14 protein-coding genes are annotated in these 15,162 nt (G+C 66.7%); 7 read left to right on the top strand and 7 right to left on the bottom strand.

Translation table 11 applies throughout. The annotated features are described in order from the left end of the window. Position 1: 1 nt before the first annotated feature. From ppk2 to IEX25_RS07330, 4 genes are all read right to left on the bottom strand, one after another. Entirely contained in the window at positions 2-880 is an 879-nt protein-coding gene (gene ppk2, locus IEX25_RS07315) for a polyphosphate kinase 2 (RefSeq protein WP_103174020.1), read from the bottom strand. Positions 881-883: 3 nt separating this feature from the next. Then, on the bottom strand, positions 884-1,810 hold the full coding sequence (locus IEX25_RS07320) for a homoserine O-succinyltransferase (protein ID WP_103174019.1): 927 nt from the start codon (positions 1,808-1,810) through the stop codon (positions 884-886). A 3-nt stretch (positions 1,811-1,813) separates the two neighbouring features. After that, a complete protein-coding gene (locus IEX25_RS07325) occupies positions 1,814-2,674 on the bottom strand; it encodes an ATPase (protein ID WP_103174018.1) in 861 nt (286 codons plus the stop codon). Between the two features lie 98 nt (positions 2,675-2,772). Continuing rightward, entirely contained in the window at positions 2,773-3,960 is a 1,188-nt protein-coding gene (locus IEX25_RS07330; RefSeq protein ID WP_103174017.1) for an OmpP1/FadL family transporter, read from the bottom strand. Between the two features lie 248 nt (positions 3,961-4,208). Between IEX25_RS07330 and guaB the strand changes: the two genes are divergently transcribed. Beyond that, on the top strand, positions 4,209-5,657 hold the full coding sequence (gene guaB / locus IEX25_RS07335; RefSeq protein WP_103174016.1) for an IMP dehydrogenase: 1,449 nt from the start codon (positions 4,209-4,211) through the stop codon (positions 5,655-5,657). A 39-nt stretch (positions 5,658-5,696) separates the two neighbouring features. On the opposite strand, the gene IEX25_RS07340 is transcribed toward guaB, so the two are convergent. After that, positions 5,697-6,011: an FYDLN acid domain-containing protein gene (locus IEX25_RS07340; RefSeq protein WP_103174015.1), complete on the bottom strand. Its 315-nt coding sequence runs from the start codon at positions 6,009-6,011 to the stop codon at positions 5,697-5,699. Between the two features lie 112 nt (positions 6,012-6,123). On the opposite strand from IEX25_RS07340, the gene IEX25_RS07345 reads away from it, so the two are divergent. Then, positions 6,124-6,822, top strand: coding sequence for a M48 family metallopeptidase (locus IEX25_RS07345; RefSeq protein WP_103174014.1), 699 nt, complete (start codon positions 6,124-6,126; stop codon positions 6,820-6,822). Positions 6,823-6,853: 31 nt separating this feature from the next. Beyond that, positions 6,854-7,501 carry a GntR family transcriptional regulator gene (locus tag IEX25_RS07350; RefSeq protein ID WP_103174013.1) on the top strand — a complete coding sequence of 216 codons (648 nt, stop codon included), beginning with the start codon at positions 6,854-6,856 and terminating at the stop codon, positions 7,499-7,501. Positions 7,502-7,510: 9 nt separating this feature from the next. Here the strand turns inward: IEX25_RS07350 and IEX25_RS07355 are convergent, their stop codons facing one another. Further along, a complete protein-coding gene (locus IEX25_RS07355; RefSeq protein WP_103174012.1) occupies positions 7,511-8,161 on the bottom strand; it encodes a lipid-binding SYLF domain-containing protein in 651 nt (216 codons plus the stop codon). Positions 8,162-8,271: 110 nt separating this feature from the next. Beyond that, the gene (hemB, locus tag IEX25_RS07360) at positions 8,272-9,276 is read right to left on the bottom strand and encodes a porphobilinogen synthase (RefSeq protein ID WP_103174011.1); all 1,005 of its coding nucleotides are present in this window, start codon (positions 9,274-9,276) and stop codon (positions 8,272-8,274) included. An 89-nt stretch (positions 9,277-9,365) separates the two neighbouring features. Here hemB and IEX25_RS07365 point away from each other — a divergent pair, with 89 nt between their 5' ends. From IEX25_RS07365 to IEX25_RS07380, 4 genes are read left to right on the top strand one after another with little or no spacing between them, the layout of a single operon-like run. Next, positions 9,366-9,938: a hypothetical protein gene (locus tag IEX25_RS07365; RefSeq protein WP_103174010.1), complete on the top strand. Its 573-nt coding sequence runs from the start codon at positions 9,366-9,368 to the stop codon at positions 9,936-9,938. A 36-nt stretch (positions 9,939-9,974) separates the two neighbouring features. After that, complete coding sequence (mfd, locus tag IEX25_RS07370; protein ID WP_188714652.1) at positions 9,975-13,421, top strand: transcription-repair coupling factor; 3,447 nt, start codon at positions 9,975-9,977, stop codon at positions 13,419-13,421. After that, positions 13,418-14,545 (top strand): aminodeoxychorismate synthase component I, encoded by a 1,128-nt coding sequence (locus IEX25_RS07375; protein ID WP_103174008.1) that lies wholly within the window; start codon positions 13,418-13,420, stop codon positions 14,543-14,545. Before mfd ends, IEX25_RS07375 begins: the two co-directional genes overlap by 4 nt. Then, positions 14,491-15,141 carry an aminotransferase class IV family protein gene (locus tag IEX25_RS07380; protein ID WP_368856824.1) on the top strand — a complete coding sequence of 217 codons (651 nt, stop codon included), beginning with the start codon at positions 14,491-14,493 and terminating at the stop codon, positions 15,139-15,141. The genes IEX25_RS07375 and IEX25_RS07380 overlap by 55 nt, the downstream gene beginning before the upstream one ends. Positions 15,142-15,162: the final 21 nt, after the last annotated feature.

Raw genomic sequence — 15,162 nt, forward strand, 5'->3', positions numbered from 1 at the left:
CCTACCTGTCCAGCAATTCCGGCCCACCGGTGATCGCCGGGTCGGGGACCCCGATGGCGTCCGCGTCCTTGCCCGCGAAATCGACCGCGTTCAGGATCGTCTGGATCGCGGCAAGCCGCGCCCGGCGCTTGTCGTCGGACAGGATGACCGTCCAGGGCGCAATGGGGGAATGCGACCGGTTCAGCGTGTCGCGGATGGCATGGGTATAGTCGTCCCATTTCGCCAGGCCCTCCACGTCGATCCGGGACAGCTTCCACTGTTTCAGCGGGTCGGCCTCTCGGTCCAGGAAGCGGCGCAGCTGTTCGGCGCGGCCCACGTCCAGCCACAGCTTGACCAGGATGATGCCGTCATCGACCAGCATCTGTTCAAAATCGGGAAGCTGGCGAAAGAAGGCGTTGCGCTGATGCTCGGTCGAGAAGCCAAAGACGCGCTCGACGATGCCGCGGTTGTACCAGCTGCGGTCGAACAGCGCGATTTCGCCCTTGGCGGGCAGCCAATCGACATAGCGCTGGAAATACCACTGTCCCGCCTCGCGCTCGGTCGGCGTGGGCAGGGCGACGATGGCGGCGGAACGGGGGTTCAGGTTTTCCCGCGTGCGTTCGATCGTGCCGCCCTTGCCGGCGGCGTCGCGGCCTTCGAACAGGACGACCAGCCGCTTGCCGGTCGCCGCCACATCATGCATCAGCCGCACCAGTTGCAGTTGCAGCCGGTCCATCTGCGCCTCGTAGGACTTCTTGTCCATCTCGGCGCGATAGGGATAGGCCAGATCCAGGACCTGATCCTTGGCGGCATTCTCCAGGGCTTTCCTGATGTCCCTGGGCGCGGCCTTCAGCGCCTCGGTGATCTTGCCGACCAGGGGCAGGTCCGGGATCTCCGCCATGTCTTATCCTTCGCCGATGCGGGACAGGTCGTATTCGGTCGTCTGATAGATCTCGTTGATCCAGTTACCGTAAAGCAGATGGGCATGGCTGCGCCAGCGGTTCGAGGGCGCCCGCGCCGGATCGTCGTCGGGGTAATAGTTCAAGGGCACGTTGATCGGCTTTCCGGCCTCGACGTCGCGGTCGTATTCCTCCTTGAGGGTCGTGCTGTCATACTCGAAATGATTGAAGATATACAGCGCCCTATGGCCCGGATCCTCCAGCAGGCAAGGGCCGCACTGGTCGCTGGCCAGTAGCGTGCGCAGGGCGGGGCGGGCGTCAACGTCCGCCTGCCGGATCTCCGTCCAGCGGCTGACGGGCACCAGCACGTCGTCGGAAAAGCCCCGCAGATAGGGCGAGGCCGGGGCCAAGTTGCGGTGGCGGAAGCAGCCGAAGGCCTTGTGGTCCAAGGCATGCTTTTCCAGCCTGTGGAAATGCCAGGCCATCGCCATGCCGCCCCAGCAGACGCCGAAGGTCGAATGGACATGGCTTTGCGTCCAGTCGAAGACGCGGGTCAGTTCGTCCCAATAGGTCACATCCTCGAAGGGCAGCAGTTCCACCGGGGCGCCGGTGATGACAAGGCCGTCGAACTTCTCGCCCGTGGCCTCGACCTCGCGGAAGGGGCGATAAAAGCTTTCCATGTGGTCGGCCGCCGTGTTGCGGCTTTCGTGGTCCGACATGCGGATCAACTGGAAGTCGATCTGCAGGGGCGTGGCGCCGATCAGCCGGGCGAACTGGTTTTCCGTCTGGATCTTCTTGGGCATCAGGTTCAGAAGCCCGATCCGCAGCGGCCGGATGTCCTGCGTCGCGGCCCGGCCCGGAGACATGACCATCACGCCTTCGTCCGACAGGATGCGATAGGCGGGCAGGTTCTCGTTCAGGGTGATGGGCATGGCTTATTCCTTGCGGTCGATGGCGCGGGCGATCAGGGCGTCGAAATCCGCCGGACTGCGGACTTCGGCCACCTCCTCGGCCAGGACGGTGACGCCGCGCCGCGCCATCGCCTGATAGCGCGGCTGGCGATGGGCCAGGGCGCGCGCATAGGTCCAGCGGATGAAGTCGTCGGGATTGACCTCGTCCCCGTCCAGGCCCTTTTCGACCCGATAGGCGATCCAGGCCTTTTCCAGGAATTCCGGCTGGTAATACATGGGCTTGGGCGCCCGGTCGAAGCGGCGCACCAGTTCGGCGGTATGCGCGTCCGACCCCTTGATCCAGACCATCAGAAGGTCGCGCTCCAGCGCGGACAGCACCGGATCGGCGGGATCGTCGGGGTCCACGACCTCGCAGATGGACCCGCCGCTGTCGCAGACGAAATGCGGGATGGCATAGATGTCGCGGGCGCGGTCCATGAAATGGCGCGTGTCCAACAGGGCCGCGATTTCCGCGCGGCGGTGCTGGTTCTGGCGCAGGCAGTATTCGTCGAAGGGCAGCCCCCCGCGGCTTGGGCTGCCGGGCTTGCCCAGATAGGTGGACAAGGGCGCCAGGTTGTCGAAGGTGATGTTCGAGGCAATATAGACGCTGTCGGACAGCAGCAGCTCACGCAGGAAGGGGACCTTCATCGCCTCGCGCTTGAAGTTGTCGGCGATGAATTCGCCCATGTAGCGGGTGCCGATGCGGTAATCGACGCTGTAGTGGAACCAGTCGCCCGCCTCGCGCAGCATGTTGGCCAGATAGGTCTTGCCCAGGCCCGACATCCCGAACAGGACCACGCGCTTGGCGCTTGCCCCCAGCCAGTCGCTGCCGCTGCGATAGATCATCGGATGTTTCCCTCGTTTCGGGCGCATAGGTAATGCGGGGGCCGCGAAAAGCAAAGGCCCCGCCGAAGCGGGGCCCTGTCGTCATGATGGATGCGGCGTCAGAAGCTGTAGCCGATGCGGACGCCGACACCCCAAGCGTGGTTGTCTTCCATCGTGGCGACGGTGGTCTTGTTGCCGCTTTCGCCGATGCCCACGTCGGAACCACCCAGCCGGGTGTAGTTGATGCCGGTCGTGATCTTGATGTTGTCCATCGTGTAGATGCCAGCCAGGGTGACACCCTTGCGCCCGTTGGTCGGGGCAAGTGGCGAAACCGTATCCCCTTCGCTGGGTTCGTAGAGGAACGACAGAGACGCGGACCAGTTGTCGGTAAGCTTGCGCCCGATGCCGATCGTATAGGTCGTCGTATCCTCGACCTCGACCAGCGGCACGGTTCCCCCTGTCGGGGTAGCAATGGGAAAGACAGCGTTGTCCACGATGAACTCTGACCACTTCACCCAACGGATCGAACCGAAGACCAGGGTGTCCTGCGCAATGCCGGTCTGTCCTTCCAGGGTCCAGCTACGCGGTGTCTTGACCGTGTACTGTCCCGAAATCATGTCCGTGATGCCGTCAATCCCGCCGATGATGTCGCCTGTTTCGGTCATGTCGAAGTCGTGGTCGATCGAAGAGTTGTAGGTTAGCGACACACGACCGGCGATTTCGGGTATTTCGTAGGCCGCGCCTAGGACGTAGCCCATACCCCATTCGTCGTCGATCTCCAAGGCATAGGGCGGCGCAATCCGGTTGTACCCTAACCCGTTCAAGGTCACGCCACCATCGGCTTTCGACGCACGAATCCCGCCATGGATCGAAAAGTTGTTCTCGAACTTGTATCGCGCCAATGCCGTGAAGGTGGTCGAGTTAACCTCGACCCGCGTGCCGCCCAGAACGGGCGAACCGGCGGGCGCAAGCGGATAGCGGATGTCCGCCCCGAACGGCTGCTCCATGATGATGGCCGCCGACAAGTTATCGTTGAACTGGTGCTTGTAGGACAAGCCGACAAAGCCATACCCCTGCGCGACGTCGCCGGTCGGGCTAGGAGCAATGCCGGACGGAAAAAGGGGATTGGGCGGAACACCGACATCCGTTCCCTCAACTGTCGGGTCCACACCGCCAAAGCTCAATTCCGCATAATTCCCCTGCTCGAACAGGACCGCCAGCGATTGCGGCGCGCGTTCGATGCCACCGGCGACCAGCGGGGATGCAGTGATCAGCAGAACCGCGCTGCCGGACAAGATTTTTTTCATAGATTCCTCCCTTGGCAGCCATTCGACCGCTGGATTCGAGCTTACCGCCGATGTTCTTCAAATCAATTAACGGTGCAATATGACGCCGCGTCGGGACCCCATATGACAGGGCCCAGTGACATTGCGGCAACTTTCGGTTGTTCCGGCTTACAGCGCGACCGCAAGAAATCCGCGCCGCCGCACTGGACAAACCCCCCGACCCGTGAAAGGGGAAACTGCCAGACGAAATTGACGCAAGGATACCTCCCATGCAGATTCGTGAGGCGCTTACTTTCGACGATGTGCTTCTGGTTCCCGCCGCGTCCACGGTCATGCCATCGACCGCCGATGTGACGACGCGCGTGACCCGCGCCATCGCCATGAACATTCCGCTTCTGTCCTCGGCCATGGACACGGTCACCGAAAGCCGCATGGCGATCGCCATGGCGCAGGCGGGCGGCATGGGCGTGATCCACCGCAACCTGTCCACCGAACAGCAGGCCGACGAGGTTCGTCGCGTCAAGCGGTTCGAAAGCGGCATCGTCTATAACCCGATCACGCTGCGCGCCGACCAGACGGTGGGCGACGCCAGGGCCTTCCAGGAACGCTTCAACGTCACCGGCTTTCCGGTGGTGGACGACGAGGGCCGCGTGGTGGGGATCGTCACCAACCGCGACATGCGCTTTGCCAGCGACAACCGCACGCCGGTGCGCGCGGTCATGACGACGGACAACCTGGCGATCCTGCGAGAGCCGGCTGACCGGCAGCAGGCCATCGGCCTGATGAAGGAACGCCGGATCGAAAAGCTTCTGATCACCGACGGCCATGGCAAGCTGACCGGCCTTCTGACGCTGAAGGATACCGAGAAATCGGTCCTGAACCCGCTGGCCTGCAAGGACGACCTGGGGCGTCTGCGCGTCGCCGCCGCATCCACCGTCGGCGACGAGGGGTTCGAGCGCAGCCAGGCCCTGATCGAGGCGGGCGTGGACATGGTGGTGATCGACACCGCCCACGGCCATTCGGCAGGCGTCGCCAAGGCGGTCGAGCGCGTCAAGATGTTCTCGAACGAGGTGCAGGTGGTGGCGGGCAACGTCGCCACGGCCGAGGCCACGCGCGCCCTGATCGACGCGGGCGCGGATGCGGTCAAGGTGGGCATCGGGCCGGGGTCGATCTGCACGACGCGGATCGTGGCTGGCGTGGGCGTGCCGCAACTGACGGCGATCATGGACGCGGCCTCGGCCGCGGGCGACGTGCCGATCATCGCGGACGGCGGCATCAAGTTCTCGGGCGATTTCGCCAAGGCCATCGCGGCAGGCGCAAGCTGCGCCATGGTGGGCAGCGCCATCGCCGGCACCGATGAATCGCCGGGCGAGGTGATCCTGTACCAGGGCCGGTCCTTCAAGTCCTATCGCGGCATGGGCAGCCTTGGCGCCATGGCGCGCGGCTCGGCCGACCGTTACTTCCAGAAGGACGCCGCGACCGACAAGCTGGTGCCCGAAGGGATCGAGGGGCAGGTGCCCTACAAGGGTTCCGCAAGCGCGGTGATCCACCAGCTTGTGGGCGGGCTTCGCGCCGCCATGGGCTATACCGGCTGCGCCACGGTCGAGGAGATGCGCAAGAACTGCCAGTTCGTGCGCATCACCGGCGCGGGACTGAAGGAAAGCCACGTCCACGACGTGCAGATCACCCGGGAAAGCCCGAATTATCGCCTGGGGTGAGGCAAGCGAAAAGGCCGGTCTTGGGACCGGCCTTTCTTCTTATTCCTCGTCGTTGTCGGCGACATCCGCGATGTCGTCCAGCGACACGTCGCCGTCGTCATCGTCTTCTTCCAGCAGATCGTCGTCCAGCTCGCCGCTGTCCTCGCCCAGATCGTCGTCGTCATCGACCAGGTCGTCGTCGTCGCGAACGGCGGTCTTTTCGGTGACCAGCGTCTTGCCGCGGCTATCGGTCAGGCTTTCCAGCGTGAACGTGTTCCCGCAGGCGGGGCAGGTCATCGGATTGGCCCGCAGGTCATAGAAGCGGGTGGCACAGTGCGGGCACAGGCGTTTCGTGCCCCATTCCTCTTTGGGCATGGCATTCTCCTTCCGCCGCGTTTAGGGAAATCGGTGGTCCCCCTGCCACAGGCGCGGGGGGGTGTCAAAGGCTTTTCTGACAGGGACGGCGGGGCAGGGCAAGGGCAGGCGGATGGCCGAGGCGTTCACCATCGCCAATGGATTGCGGATCACCCTGCGCCGGTCGGCCCGCGCGCGGCGCATGGTGCTGCGGGTGCCGCGCGACGGCGGGCCGGTGGTGCTGACGCTGCCCGCCCATGTGGCGCTGTCCGACGGCGCGGCCTTTGCGGAATCGAAATCGGCCTGGCTGATGCAGGCCACCCAGCGGCGGCCCGCCCCCAGCATCGTTCGCCACGGCGCCGCCCTGCCGGTCGCGGGCGAGATGCTGGCCCTGACGCCCGCCGCCGTCCGCGCGGCGGCTGTTGCGGGCGCGGCCCTGCTGCTGCCCGCCAGCCGCCCTGCCGGGCCGGTGGTGCAGGCCTTCCTGAAGCATCGCGCCATGGCCGACCTGCGTGCCGCCTGCGACCGCCATGCCGGGGCGCTTGGCCGCCCTTATCGCGCCATCGTGCTGCGCGACACGCGGTCCCGCTGGGGCAGTTGCACATCCGACGGGCGGCTGATGTTTTCCTGGCGGCTGGCGATGGCGCCGCCTGCGGTGCTGGACTATGTCGCAGCCCACGAGGTCGCGCATCTGCGCCACATGGACCATTCGCCGCGCTTCTGGGGGGCGGTGGCGGGGCTCATACCCGACTATGCCCGCCACCGCGACTGGCTGAAGCGGCATGGGTCGGACCTGATGGCCTGGCAGTTCCGCGACCCCGCCGGGGATTGACGGGGAGGGGCTTTGTGATCACAACCGGGCCATGAACGCCCCTGCACGCCCCACCGACCCTTCGGCCCATGAAAAGCTGTATCGCAACCTGCGCAGCCGGATCATGCTGGGCGAACTGCCGCCCGGCAAGCCGCTGACCCTGCGCGGCATCGCCCGCGAATATCACCTGTCCATGACCCCCGCGCGAGAGGCCGTGCGCCGCCTAGTGGCCGAAGGCGCGCTGACCCTGTCGGCATCGGGCCGCGTCACCACGCCCGCGCTGTCGGACGACCGGATCGAGGAACTGGCGGCGCTTCGCGCCCTGATCGAGCCCGAACTGGCCGCCCGCGCCCTGCCGCGCGCCCATTTCGCGCTGATCGACCGGCTGGCACAGATGAACGCGCGCATCGCCGACGCGGTCGAAAACCACGATGCCGTGGGTTACATCCGCTGCAACCTGGAATTCCACCGGATGCTGTATCTACGCGCGCAGGCCCCGGCGATGCTGGCCATGCTGGAGACGATCTGGCTGCAGCTTGGCCCGACCATGCGGGCGCTGTACGGCCGGGTGAAGCGGAACGAGCCCCCGCGCCATCACCGCATGATCCTGGCCGCGCTGCGGGCGGGGGACGAGCCCGCCCTGCGGCTGGCCGTGCGCGCGGATGTCACGCACGGGCTGCGTCACCTGACCTCGGGCTAGGGCGGGGGGCTAGTAGCGGCCCATCTGCGGCATCTGCATCTGCGGCAGGCCAAGCCCGCCAAAGCCCAGCGTCGGGATCTCGGACGGGATGACGCGGGTGTATTTCGTGCCCTCGATGGAGGCGCCGGCCATCAGCCCCGCCTGGCCGAAGATCATCGCCACGACCGGAAGCTGCGCGGTGATCGTGTCCGCGCCAAGCGCCATGCCGCCCTGCGGGATCGCGTAGAAGGCATTGGCCCCGGCAAGCCAGCCGGGCGAGGCGCGGAAGGATGCAAGCGCCGCATCGGTCTGGAAGATCAGCACATGGGCATATTGCTGCGCGCCAGCCTGCAGGCCCACGGTGGCGCGGGTGGCGGAATAGTAATCCACCGTCGCCCCGCCGATCCGCAGCGCGCCCTGGCCATAGGCCCCGCCCACGCCAAGCGCGGCCTCGGTCATCAGCGGCATATACAGGACGCCGCGCGCGTTCTGCACCAGGGCCTGCGCCGAGGGATAGTTCTGGATCAGGTAGTTATGCGTCTCGTCCACCCGCGCATCCAGTTGCGCGTTGGCATTGGTGCCGACCGCATTGCTGCACCCGGCAAGCGCCAGGGCAGCGGTTCCGGCCGCGCCCTTCAGCAGCAAGCGTCGATTGATCCGGGTCCGGAAAAGGCTGCTCATCACTTGTCCCCACATGTCGCGCCGGGTGCCCGGCATTTTTCGGCGAATGTAGGAGATTCGGCCGGGGCTGTCACCCGCCACTGTGGGGGCGGGCGACGGATCGCCTGCGCTCAGGCGCGGGCCGCGATCGCCTCGGCCACAAGCGGCGCGAAATAGGTCAGGATGCCGTCGCAGCCTGCCCGACGGAAGCACAGAAGGCTTTCGAACATCGCATCCCGCGATAGCCAGCCGTTGCGGATCGCGCCTTCCAGCATCGCGTATTCGCCGCTGACCTGATAGGCGAAGGTCGGCGCGCCGAACTGGTCCTTCACGGCGCGGCAGATGTCCAGATAGGGCAGGCCGGGCTTGACCATCACCATGTCCGCGCCCTCGGCCAGGTCGCGGGCCACGCAGCGGATCGCCTCGCCCCGGTTGGCGGGATTGACCTGATAGGTCTTCTTGTCGCCCACCAGCCGACCGGATGCGCCGACCGCGTCCCGGAACGGTCCATAGAAGCTGGAGGCGAACTTGGCCGCATAGGACAGGATCGCCGTATGCTTGTGGCCCGCCTGTTCCAGCGCCGACCGCAGCGCGCCGATGCGCCCGTCCATCATGTCCGACGGTCCCAGGATGTCCGCGCCGCTTTCAGCCTGAGCCAGGGCCATGCGGACCAGGGCCTCGACCGTTTCGTCGTTCAGGATCTCGCCGTTCACCACGATGCCGTCATGGCCGTTTGCGTTATAAGGATCCAGCGCGATGTCCGTCATCACCGCCAGGTCCGGCGCGGCTTCCTTGACCGCGCGGATGGCCCGGTTGCCGATGTTGTCGGGATCCCAGGCGCGTTCGCAGGTTTCGGTCTTAAGATCCTGGTCGGAATGGGGAAAGATGCAGATGGCCGGGATGTTCAGCCTTGCCGCCCGTTCCGCCGCGCGCTTGGCCCCGTCCAGCGTCAGCCGTTCCACGCCGGGCATGGAGGCGATCTCGCCCTCGGCCCCCGAAACCTCGGTCACGAAGATCGGCCAGATCAGGTTGGCGGGCGTGACGTCGCATTCCGACACCATGGCGCGGATCGCAGGGGTCCGGCGCAGGCGGCGCAGGCGCGAGGCGGGGAAGGGGGCGATGATCGGCGTCGGCATGGCAGGCTTCCTTTCGGGGGCGCAAGACGGCTTTTCCTTCTGCAACAGCCGTTCTAAGGTCGCGCGCGACCAAGGACAAGGAAGCCCGCGTGCCGCAATTCGACAGCCTGATCGGCTTTCTGGACAGCCGGTCCTTTGGCACGGTCTGGTATTGGCTGGTGGTGATCGGCACCTGGTCCCTGACCGGTCGCAACGTGATCGGCGTCCCGGCCGAGATCGTCAGCCGCGCACGCAGCGCGGTGCAGGCAGGCCAGGGCGACTGCCCCGTGGTCCTGCATCTGCTGGACTGGCTGTCGCTGGTGCTGCCCCGTTGGCGGCTGGGTCCGCGGGAAGGACTGGTCTTCCTGGCGGTGACGGGATTCCTGCTGACATCCTTGGCGATCCTTGGCATCGGCTATGCGCTGGAACTGGCGCTGGCGGCCTTTCTGCTGCTTCTGCCCTTTGCGATCCTGTTCTGGTTGCGCGTGGCCCTGGCCCGCCGCCTGATGCCGCTGCTGGAAGCGGCCGAAGAGGGCAGCCGCCCGATCCCCGAAGCCGCGGCCGAGGCAATCCGGCGCATGGTCATCCACCGGCGACTGGTCACGGTCCTGTCGATGGCGGCCGTCGCCGTCACGGCGCTGTGGGGGGCGTTGTGGTCGGTGATCCATCCTTATGGCTTCTGAACTTGACTCCGCCGCGCGGGGCTTTACCTGACCTCCATGGCCGAACACCTGATCCTTTCCGGCGCGCCCGAAGGCTATGACGCCGCGCTGATCGCGCGCGAAGCCGCGCGCGGCACTCCCGTCATCCACATCGCCCGCGACGACCGCCGCATGGCCGCGATGCGCGCGTCCCTGGCGTTCCTGGCGCCCGATCTTGCAGTCCTGAACTTCCCGGCCTGGGACACGACGCCCTATGACCGCGTCTCGCCCTCGCCCGATATTCAGGCGTCGCGGATGGCGACGCTGGCCGGGCTGGCGCAGGGGGCGGTCAAGGGGCCCTTCGTGCTGCTGACCACGCTGAACGCGGTGCTGCAGCGGGTGCCCGCGCGCGATCTGGTGGAGGGCGCAAGCTTCGTCGCCCGGGTGGGCGACCGCATCGACGAAGGCGCGCTGCGCGACTTCCTGGTGCGCATGGGCTTCACGCAGTCGCCCACCGTGACCGAACCCGGCGACTATGCCGTGCGCGGCGGCATCATCGACATCTTCCCTCCCGGTGAATCCGGGCCGGTGCGGCTGGACCTGTTCGGCGACGTTCTGGACGGCGCCCGGCGCTTCGACGCGGAAACCCAGCGCACGACCGAGAAGCTGTTCCGGATCGAGCTGGCACCCATGTCCGAGGTGATCCTGGATCAGGACGCCATCACCCGGTTCCGCCAGAATTACCGCAGCGAATATGGCGGCGGCACCAACGATCCGCTGTATGAAAGCGTCAGCGCGGGCCGCAAGACGGCTGGCATGGAGCATTGGCTGCCCTGGTTCCACGACCGAATGGAAAGCCTGTTCGACTATCTTCGCGGCGCCTCGGTCGTGCTGGACGACCATGTGGGGCAGGTGATCGACGCCCGCCGCGCCATGATCCGCGAACAGTTCGACGCGCGAAAGGCCGCCATGGCCGCCAAGGGGCGCAGCGACACGGTCTATAAACCCGTGCCGCCCGACGCGATGTTCCCCACCGAAGGCGAATGGAACGACTGGCTGTCGCGTCATCGGGTGCTGCGCTTGTCGGTCCTGCCGCAGCCGCCGGGGCCGGGCGTGCTGGATGCGGGCGGGCGCGTGGGCCGCAATTTCGCGCCTGAACGCCAGGCCGAAAGCATCAACCTGTTCAAGGCTCTGGCCGATCATGTGAAGGTTCTTTCCAAGGATCATCGGGTCATCGTCGCCAGCTTCTCGGACGGGGCGCGGGAACGCCTGTCGGGGCTGCTGGCCGATGAAGGCATGACTGCGGCAAAGCCCATTGCCGACATTCGCGACCTTTCTGACACGCCGGGCACTGTGGGCCTTGCCGTCTGGCCGCTGGACGAAGGCTTCGTGGCCGACGGACAGGCGCTTGGCAGGCTGGCGGTGATTTCCGAACAGGACGTGCTGGGCGACCGGCTGATCCGGGGCGCGAAGAAGCGCCGCAAGGCCGACAATTTCCTGAAGGACACCACCAGCCTGACGCCTGGCGATCTGGTGGTCCATGTCGAACACGGCATCGGGCGCTATACGGGGCTTGAGACGATCAAGGCCGCAGGCGTGCCGCATGACTGCGTTGCGCTGGAATATGCGGGCGGCGACCGGCTGTACCTGCCGGTCGAGAATATCGAACTGCTGTCGCGTTACGGCCACGAGGAAGGCCTGCTGGACCGGCTGGGCGGCGGCGCCTGGCAGGCCCGCAAGGCGCGGCTGAAGGAACGCATCAAGCTGATCGCCGACAAGCTGATGCGCGTCGCCGCCGAACGCCTTTTGCGCGCCGCCCCCGTGCTGGAGCCAGAGGATCACGACTGGCAGGCCTTCGCCGCCCGCTTCCCCTATAGCGAGACCGAGGACCAGCTGTCCGCCATCGAGGACGTGGCCGAGGATCTGGCGGCGGGCCGCCCCATGGACCGGCTGATCGTGGGCGACGTAGGCTTCGGCAAGACCGAGGTCGCGATGCGCGCGGCCTTCATCGCCGCCAGCCAGGGGATGCAGGTCGCGGTTGTCGCGCCGACGACGCTGCTGGCCCGGCAGCATTTCAAGACCTTCGCCGAACGCTTCCGCGGCACTGCGATCTGCGTGCGCCCCTTGTCGCGCTTCGTTTCCGCCAAGGACGCCGCCAAGACCCGCGAAGGGCTGTCGGATGGCAGCGTTGACATCGTGGTCGGCACCCATGCGGTTCTGGCCAAGGGGGTGCGCTTCAAGAACCTGGGCCTGCTCATCATCGACGAGGAACAGCATTTCGGCGTGGCCCACAAGGAACGGCTCAAGGAACTGCGGTCGGACATCCACGTCCTGACCCTGACCGCCACGCCCATCCCGCGCACGCTGCAACTGTCGCTGACCGGGGTGCGCGATCTGTCGGTCATCGGCACGCCGCCCGTGGACCGCCTCTCGATCCGCACCTATGTCAGCGAATTCGACAGCGTCACCGTGCGCGAGGCCCTGCTGCGCGAGAAATACCGTGGCGGCCAAAGCTTCTTCGTCGTCCCGCGACTGGCCGACCTGCCGGATGTGGAACACTGGCTGCGCGAAAACATGCCCGAGGTCAGCTATATCGTCGCCCATGGCCAGCTTGCTGCGGGCGATCTGGACCAACGCATGAACGCCTTCTACGACGGCAGCCACGATGTGCTGCTGGCGACCACCATCGTGGAAAGCGGCCTCGACATCCCGACCGCCAACACCATGATCGTCTGGCGGGCGGACATGTTCGGCCTGGCGCAGCTTTACCAGATCCGGGGCCGCGTGGGCCGGTCCAAGACCCGCGCTTATTGCTATCTGACGACCAAGCCCCGCCAGCCGCTGACACCCCAGGCCATGCGCCGGCTGAAGTTCCTGGGGTCCATCGACGGGCTTGGCGCGGGCTTCAACCTCGCCAGCCAGGATCTGGACCTGCGCGGCGCGGGCAACCTGCTGGGCGAGGAACAGTCGGGCCATATCAAGGAGGTGGGTTTCGAGCTTTACCAGCAGATGCTGGAGGAGACGATCGCCAAGCTGAAATCCGGCGAGATCGAGGGCACGCCCGAGGATGAATGGGCGCCACAATTGAACCTCGGCGTGCCGGTCACGATCCCGGAAAGCTATATCCCCGACCTGGACGTGCGGCTTGGCCTTTACCGCCGCCTGTCCGGCCTGACCACCAAGGTCGAACTGGAAGGCTTTGCCGCCGAGCTGATCGACCGCTTCGGCCCCCTGCCGCGCGAGGTGAACACCCTGCTGCTGGTGATCCGCATCAAGGCGATGGCCAAGCGGGCCAATATCGCGCGCCTGGATGCCGGGCCGAAGGGGGCGACGGTGCAGTTCCACATGGACCGCTTCCCGAACCCCGCGGGCCTGGTGGAATTCCTGACCGACCAGCAGGGGCAGGCGAAGGTCACCGACAACAAGATCTTCCTGGCCCGCGACTGGAAATCCGACGCCGACCGCATCAAGGGCGCCTTTGCCGTCGCGCGCGATCTGGCCGCCAAGGCCAAGGCCGCCAAGTGACCGGACAGGTCCGGTTCGACCGGGGACCGCTGCCGGGCGGCACGCTGTTTGCCGCCCCGCGCATGGTGATCCGCGCGGACAGTCCCTCGGGGGTTGGGCCTGCCCTGCTGGCGATCGAGGCCGCGCGGGCCCAGGGGCTGTGGGTCGCGGGATACCTGTCCTATGAACTGGGCCACGCGCTGACGCCGAAGCTTGCCGCCCTGATGCCTGTCCAGCGGGACTGCCCGCTGATCCTGATGGGCGTCTTCGACCGCCCGCGCCCCGCGCCCGCCTTGCCCGAACCGACCGGTGTGCGGATAGGACCGGCCCGGCCGCTGTGGTCGCGGGCGCGCTATGACGCGGCCATCGACGCGGTGCGCGCCTATATCGCGGCGGGCGACTGTTATCAGATCAACCTGACCTTCCCGATGCTGGCCGAGGTTCAAGGCGATCCGCTGGCGATCTATGCCGCCCTTGCCGCCCGCCAGCCGGTGGGCGAGGGGGCCTTTGTCGATCTGGGCGGGCCGGTCGTTCTGTCGCGCAGCCCCGAACTGTTCTTCGCGGTCGATGACCAAGGCATCATCGAAACCAAGCCGATGAAGGGCACCGCGCCTCGCGGATTGGACGCCGGTGCCGACGCCGATCTGGCGCGCGACCTCGCGCTGTCCGAAAAGAACCGGGCCGAGAACCTGATGATCGTGGATCTGCTGCGCAACGACCTGTCGCGCATCTGCCTGCCCGGCAGCATCCGCGTGCCGCAACTGTTTCATGTCGAAACCTATGCGACCGTCCACCAGATGATCTCGACCGTGACAGGCCAGCTTGCGCCCGGCGTCGGCTTTCCGGATATCCTCCGGGCGATCTTTCCCTGCGGCTCGATCACCGGGGCGCCCAAGATCCGCGCGATGGAGATCATCGCCGAACTGGAGCAGGCGCCGCGCGGGGTCTATTGCGGGGCAATCGGCTGGATCGACCCGGCGGGGCCGATGCGCTTTTCCGTGGCAATCCGCTCGCCGGTGCTGGAGGCGCCGGGGCGGTTGCGGCTGAATGTCGGCGGCGGCATCATCCATGACAGCCGCGCCGGTTCCGAATGGGAGGAAGCATTGTGCAAGGCCGCATTCCTGGACCTGTCCCCGAAGGCCTGACCGTCTTCGAGACCATGCGCGCCGAACCCGATGGGCGCATCGCGCTGTGGCCGCTGCATCTGGACCGGCTGCGGGCGGGCTGCGCCACGGTGGGCTTTGCCCTTGACGAAGCGCGGGTGATGGCGGTCTTGGCCGGGCTGCCGCGCGGCCGGGTGCTGCGAGCGCGGCTGGCCGTCGATGCGGCGGGCCAGGTCGCGCTGACCCACCAGCCGCTGCCGCCGAACCCGGATCTGTGGCGGGTCGTCGTCTCGGATCTGCGGCTGGACAGCGGGGATCCCTGGCTGCGGGTCAAGACATCGCACCGGCCGATCTATGACCGCGCCCGCGCGACCCTTCCCGCAGGGGTGGACGAAGCGATCCTGCTGAACGAGCGCGGCGAGGTTTGCGAGGGCACGATCACCAGCCTGTTCCTGCGCAAAGGCGCGCGCCTGCTGACGCCGCCATTGTCCTGCGGCCTGTTGCCCGGCGTGCTGCGCCGGTCGCTGGTCGAGGCGGGCCGCGCCGAGGAAGCGCGGCTGATGCCCGACGACCTGCGCGACGGAGAGTTCCTGATGGGCAATGCCCTGCGCGGGCTGATCCCGGCGCGGCTGATCTAGGGCGCAGCGTTTCCGACCCCC

The organism is Paracoccus acridae, from assembly GCF_014642735.1.
GTDB lineage: Bacteria > Pseudomonadota > Alphaproteobacteria > Rhodobacterales > Rhodobacteraceae > Paracoccus > Paracoccus acridae.

Coding starts and splice junctions, on each gene's coding strand:
- hemB (WP_103174011.1), bottom strand. CDS start 9,276: ATGCCGACGCCGATCATCGCCCCCTTCCCCGCCTCGCGCCTGCGCCGC.
- IEX25_RS07350 (WP_103174013.1), top strand. CDS start 6,854: ATGAACGCCCCTGCACGCCCCACCGACCCTTCGGCCCATGAAAAGCTG.
- mfd (WP_188714652.1), top strand. CDS start 9,975: ATGGCCGAACACCTGATCCTTTCCGGCGCGCCCGAAGGCTATGACGCC.
- IEX25_RS07330 (WP_103174017.1), bottom strand. CDS start 3,960: ATGAAAAAAATCTTGTCCGGCAGCGCGGTTCTGCTGATCACTGCATCC.
- guaB (WP_103174016.1), top strand. CDS start 4,209: ATGCAGATTCGTGAGGCGCTTACTTTCGACGATGTGCTTCTGGTTCCC.
- IEX25_RS07340 (WP_103174015.1), bottom strand. CDS start 6,011: ATGCCCAAAGAGGAATGGGGCACGAAACGCCTGTGCCCGCACTGTGCC.
- ppk2 (WP_103174020.1), bottom strand. CDS start 880: ATGGCGGAGATCCCGGACCTGCCCCTGGTCGGCAAGATCACCGAGGCG.
- IEX25_RS07325 (WP_103174018.1), bottom strand. CDS start 2,674: ATGATCTATCGCAGCGGCAGCGACTGGCTGGGGGCAAGCGCCAAGCGC.
- IEX25_RS07320 (WP_103174019.1), bottom strand. CDS start 1,810: ATGCCCATCACCCTGAACGAGAACCTGCCCGCCTATCGCATCCTGTCG.
- IEX25_RS07355 (WP_103174012.1), bottom strand. CDS start 8,161: ATGAGCAGCCTTTTCCGGACCCGGATCAATCGACGCTTGCTGCTGAAG.
- IEX25_RS07380 (WP_368856824.1), top strand. CDS start 14,491: ATGGGAGGAAGCATTGTGCAAGGCCGCATTCCTGGACCTGTCCCCGAA.
- IEX25_RS07345 (WP_103174014.1), top strand. CDS start 6,124: ATGGCCGAGGCGTTCACCATCGCCAATGGATTGCGGATCACCCTGCGC.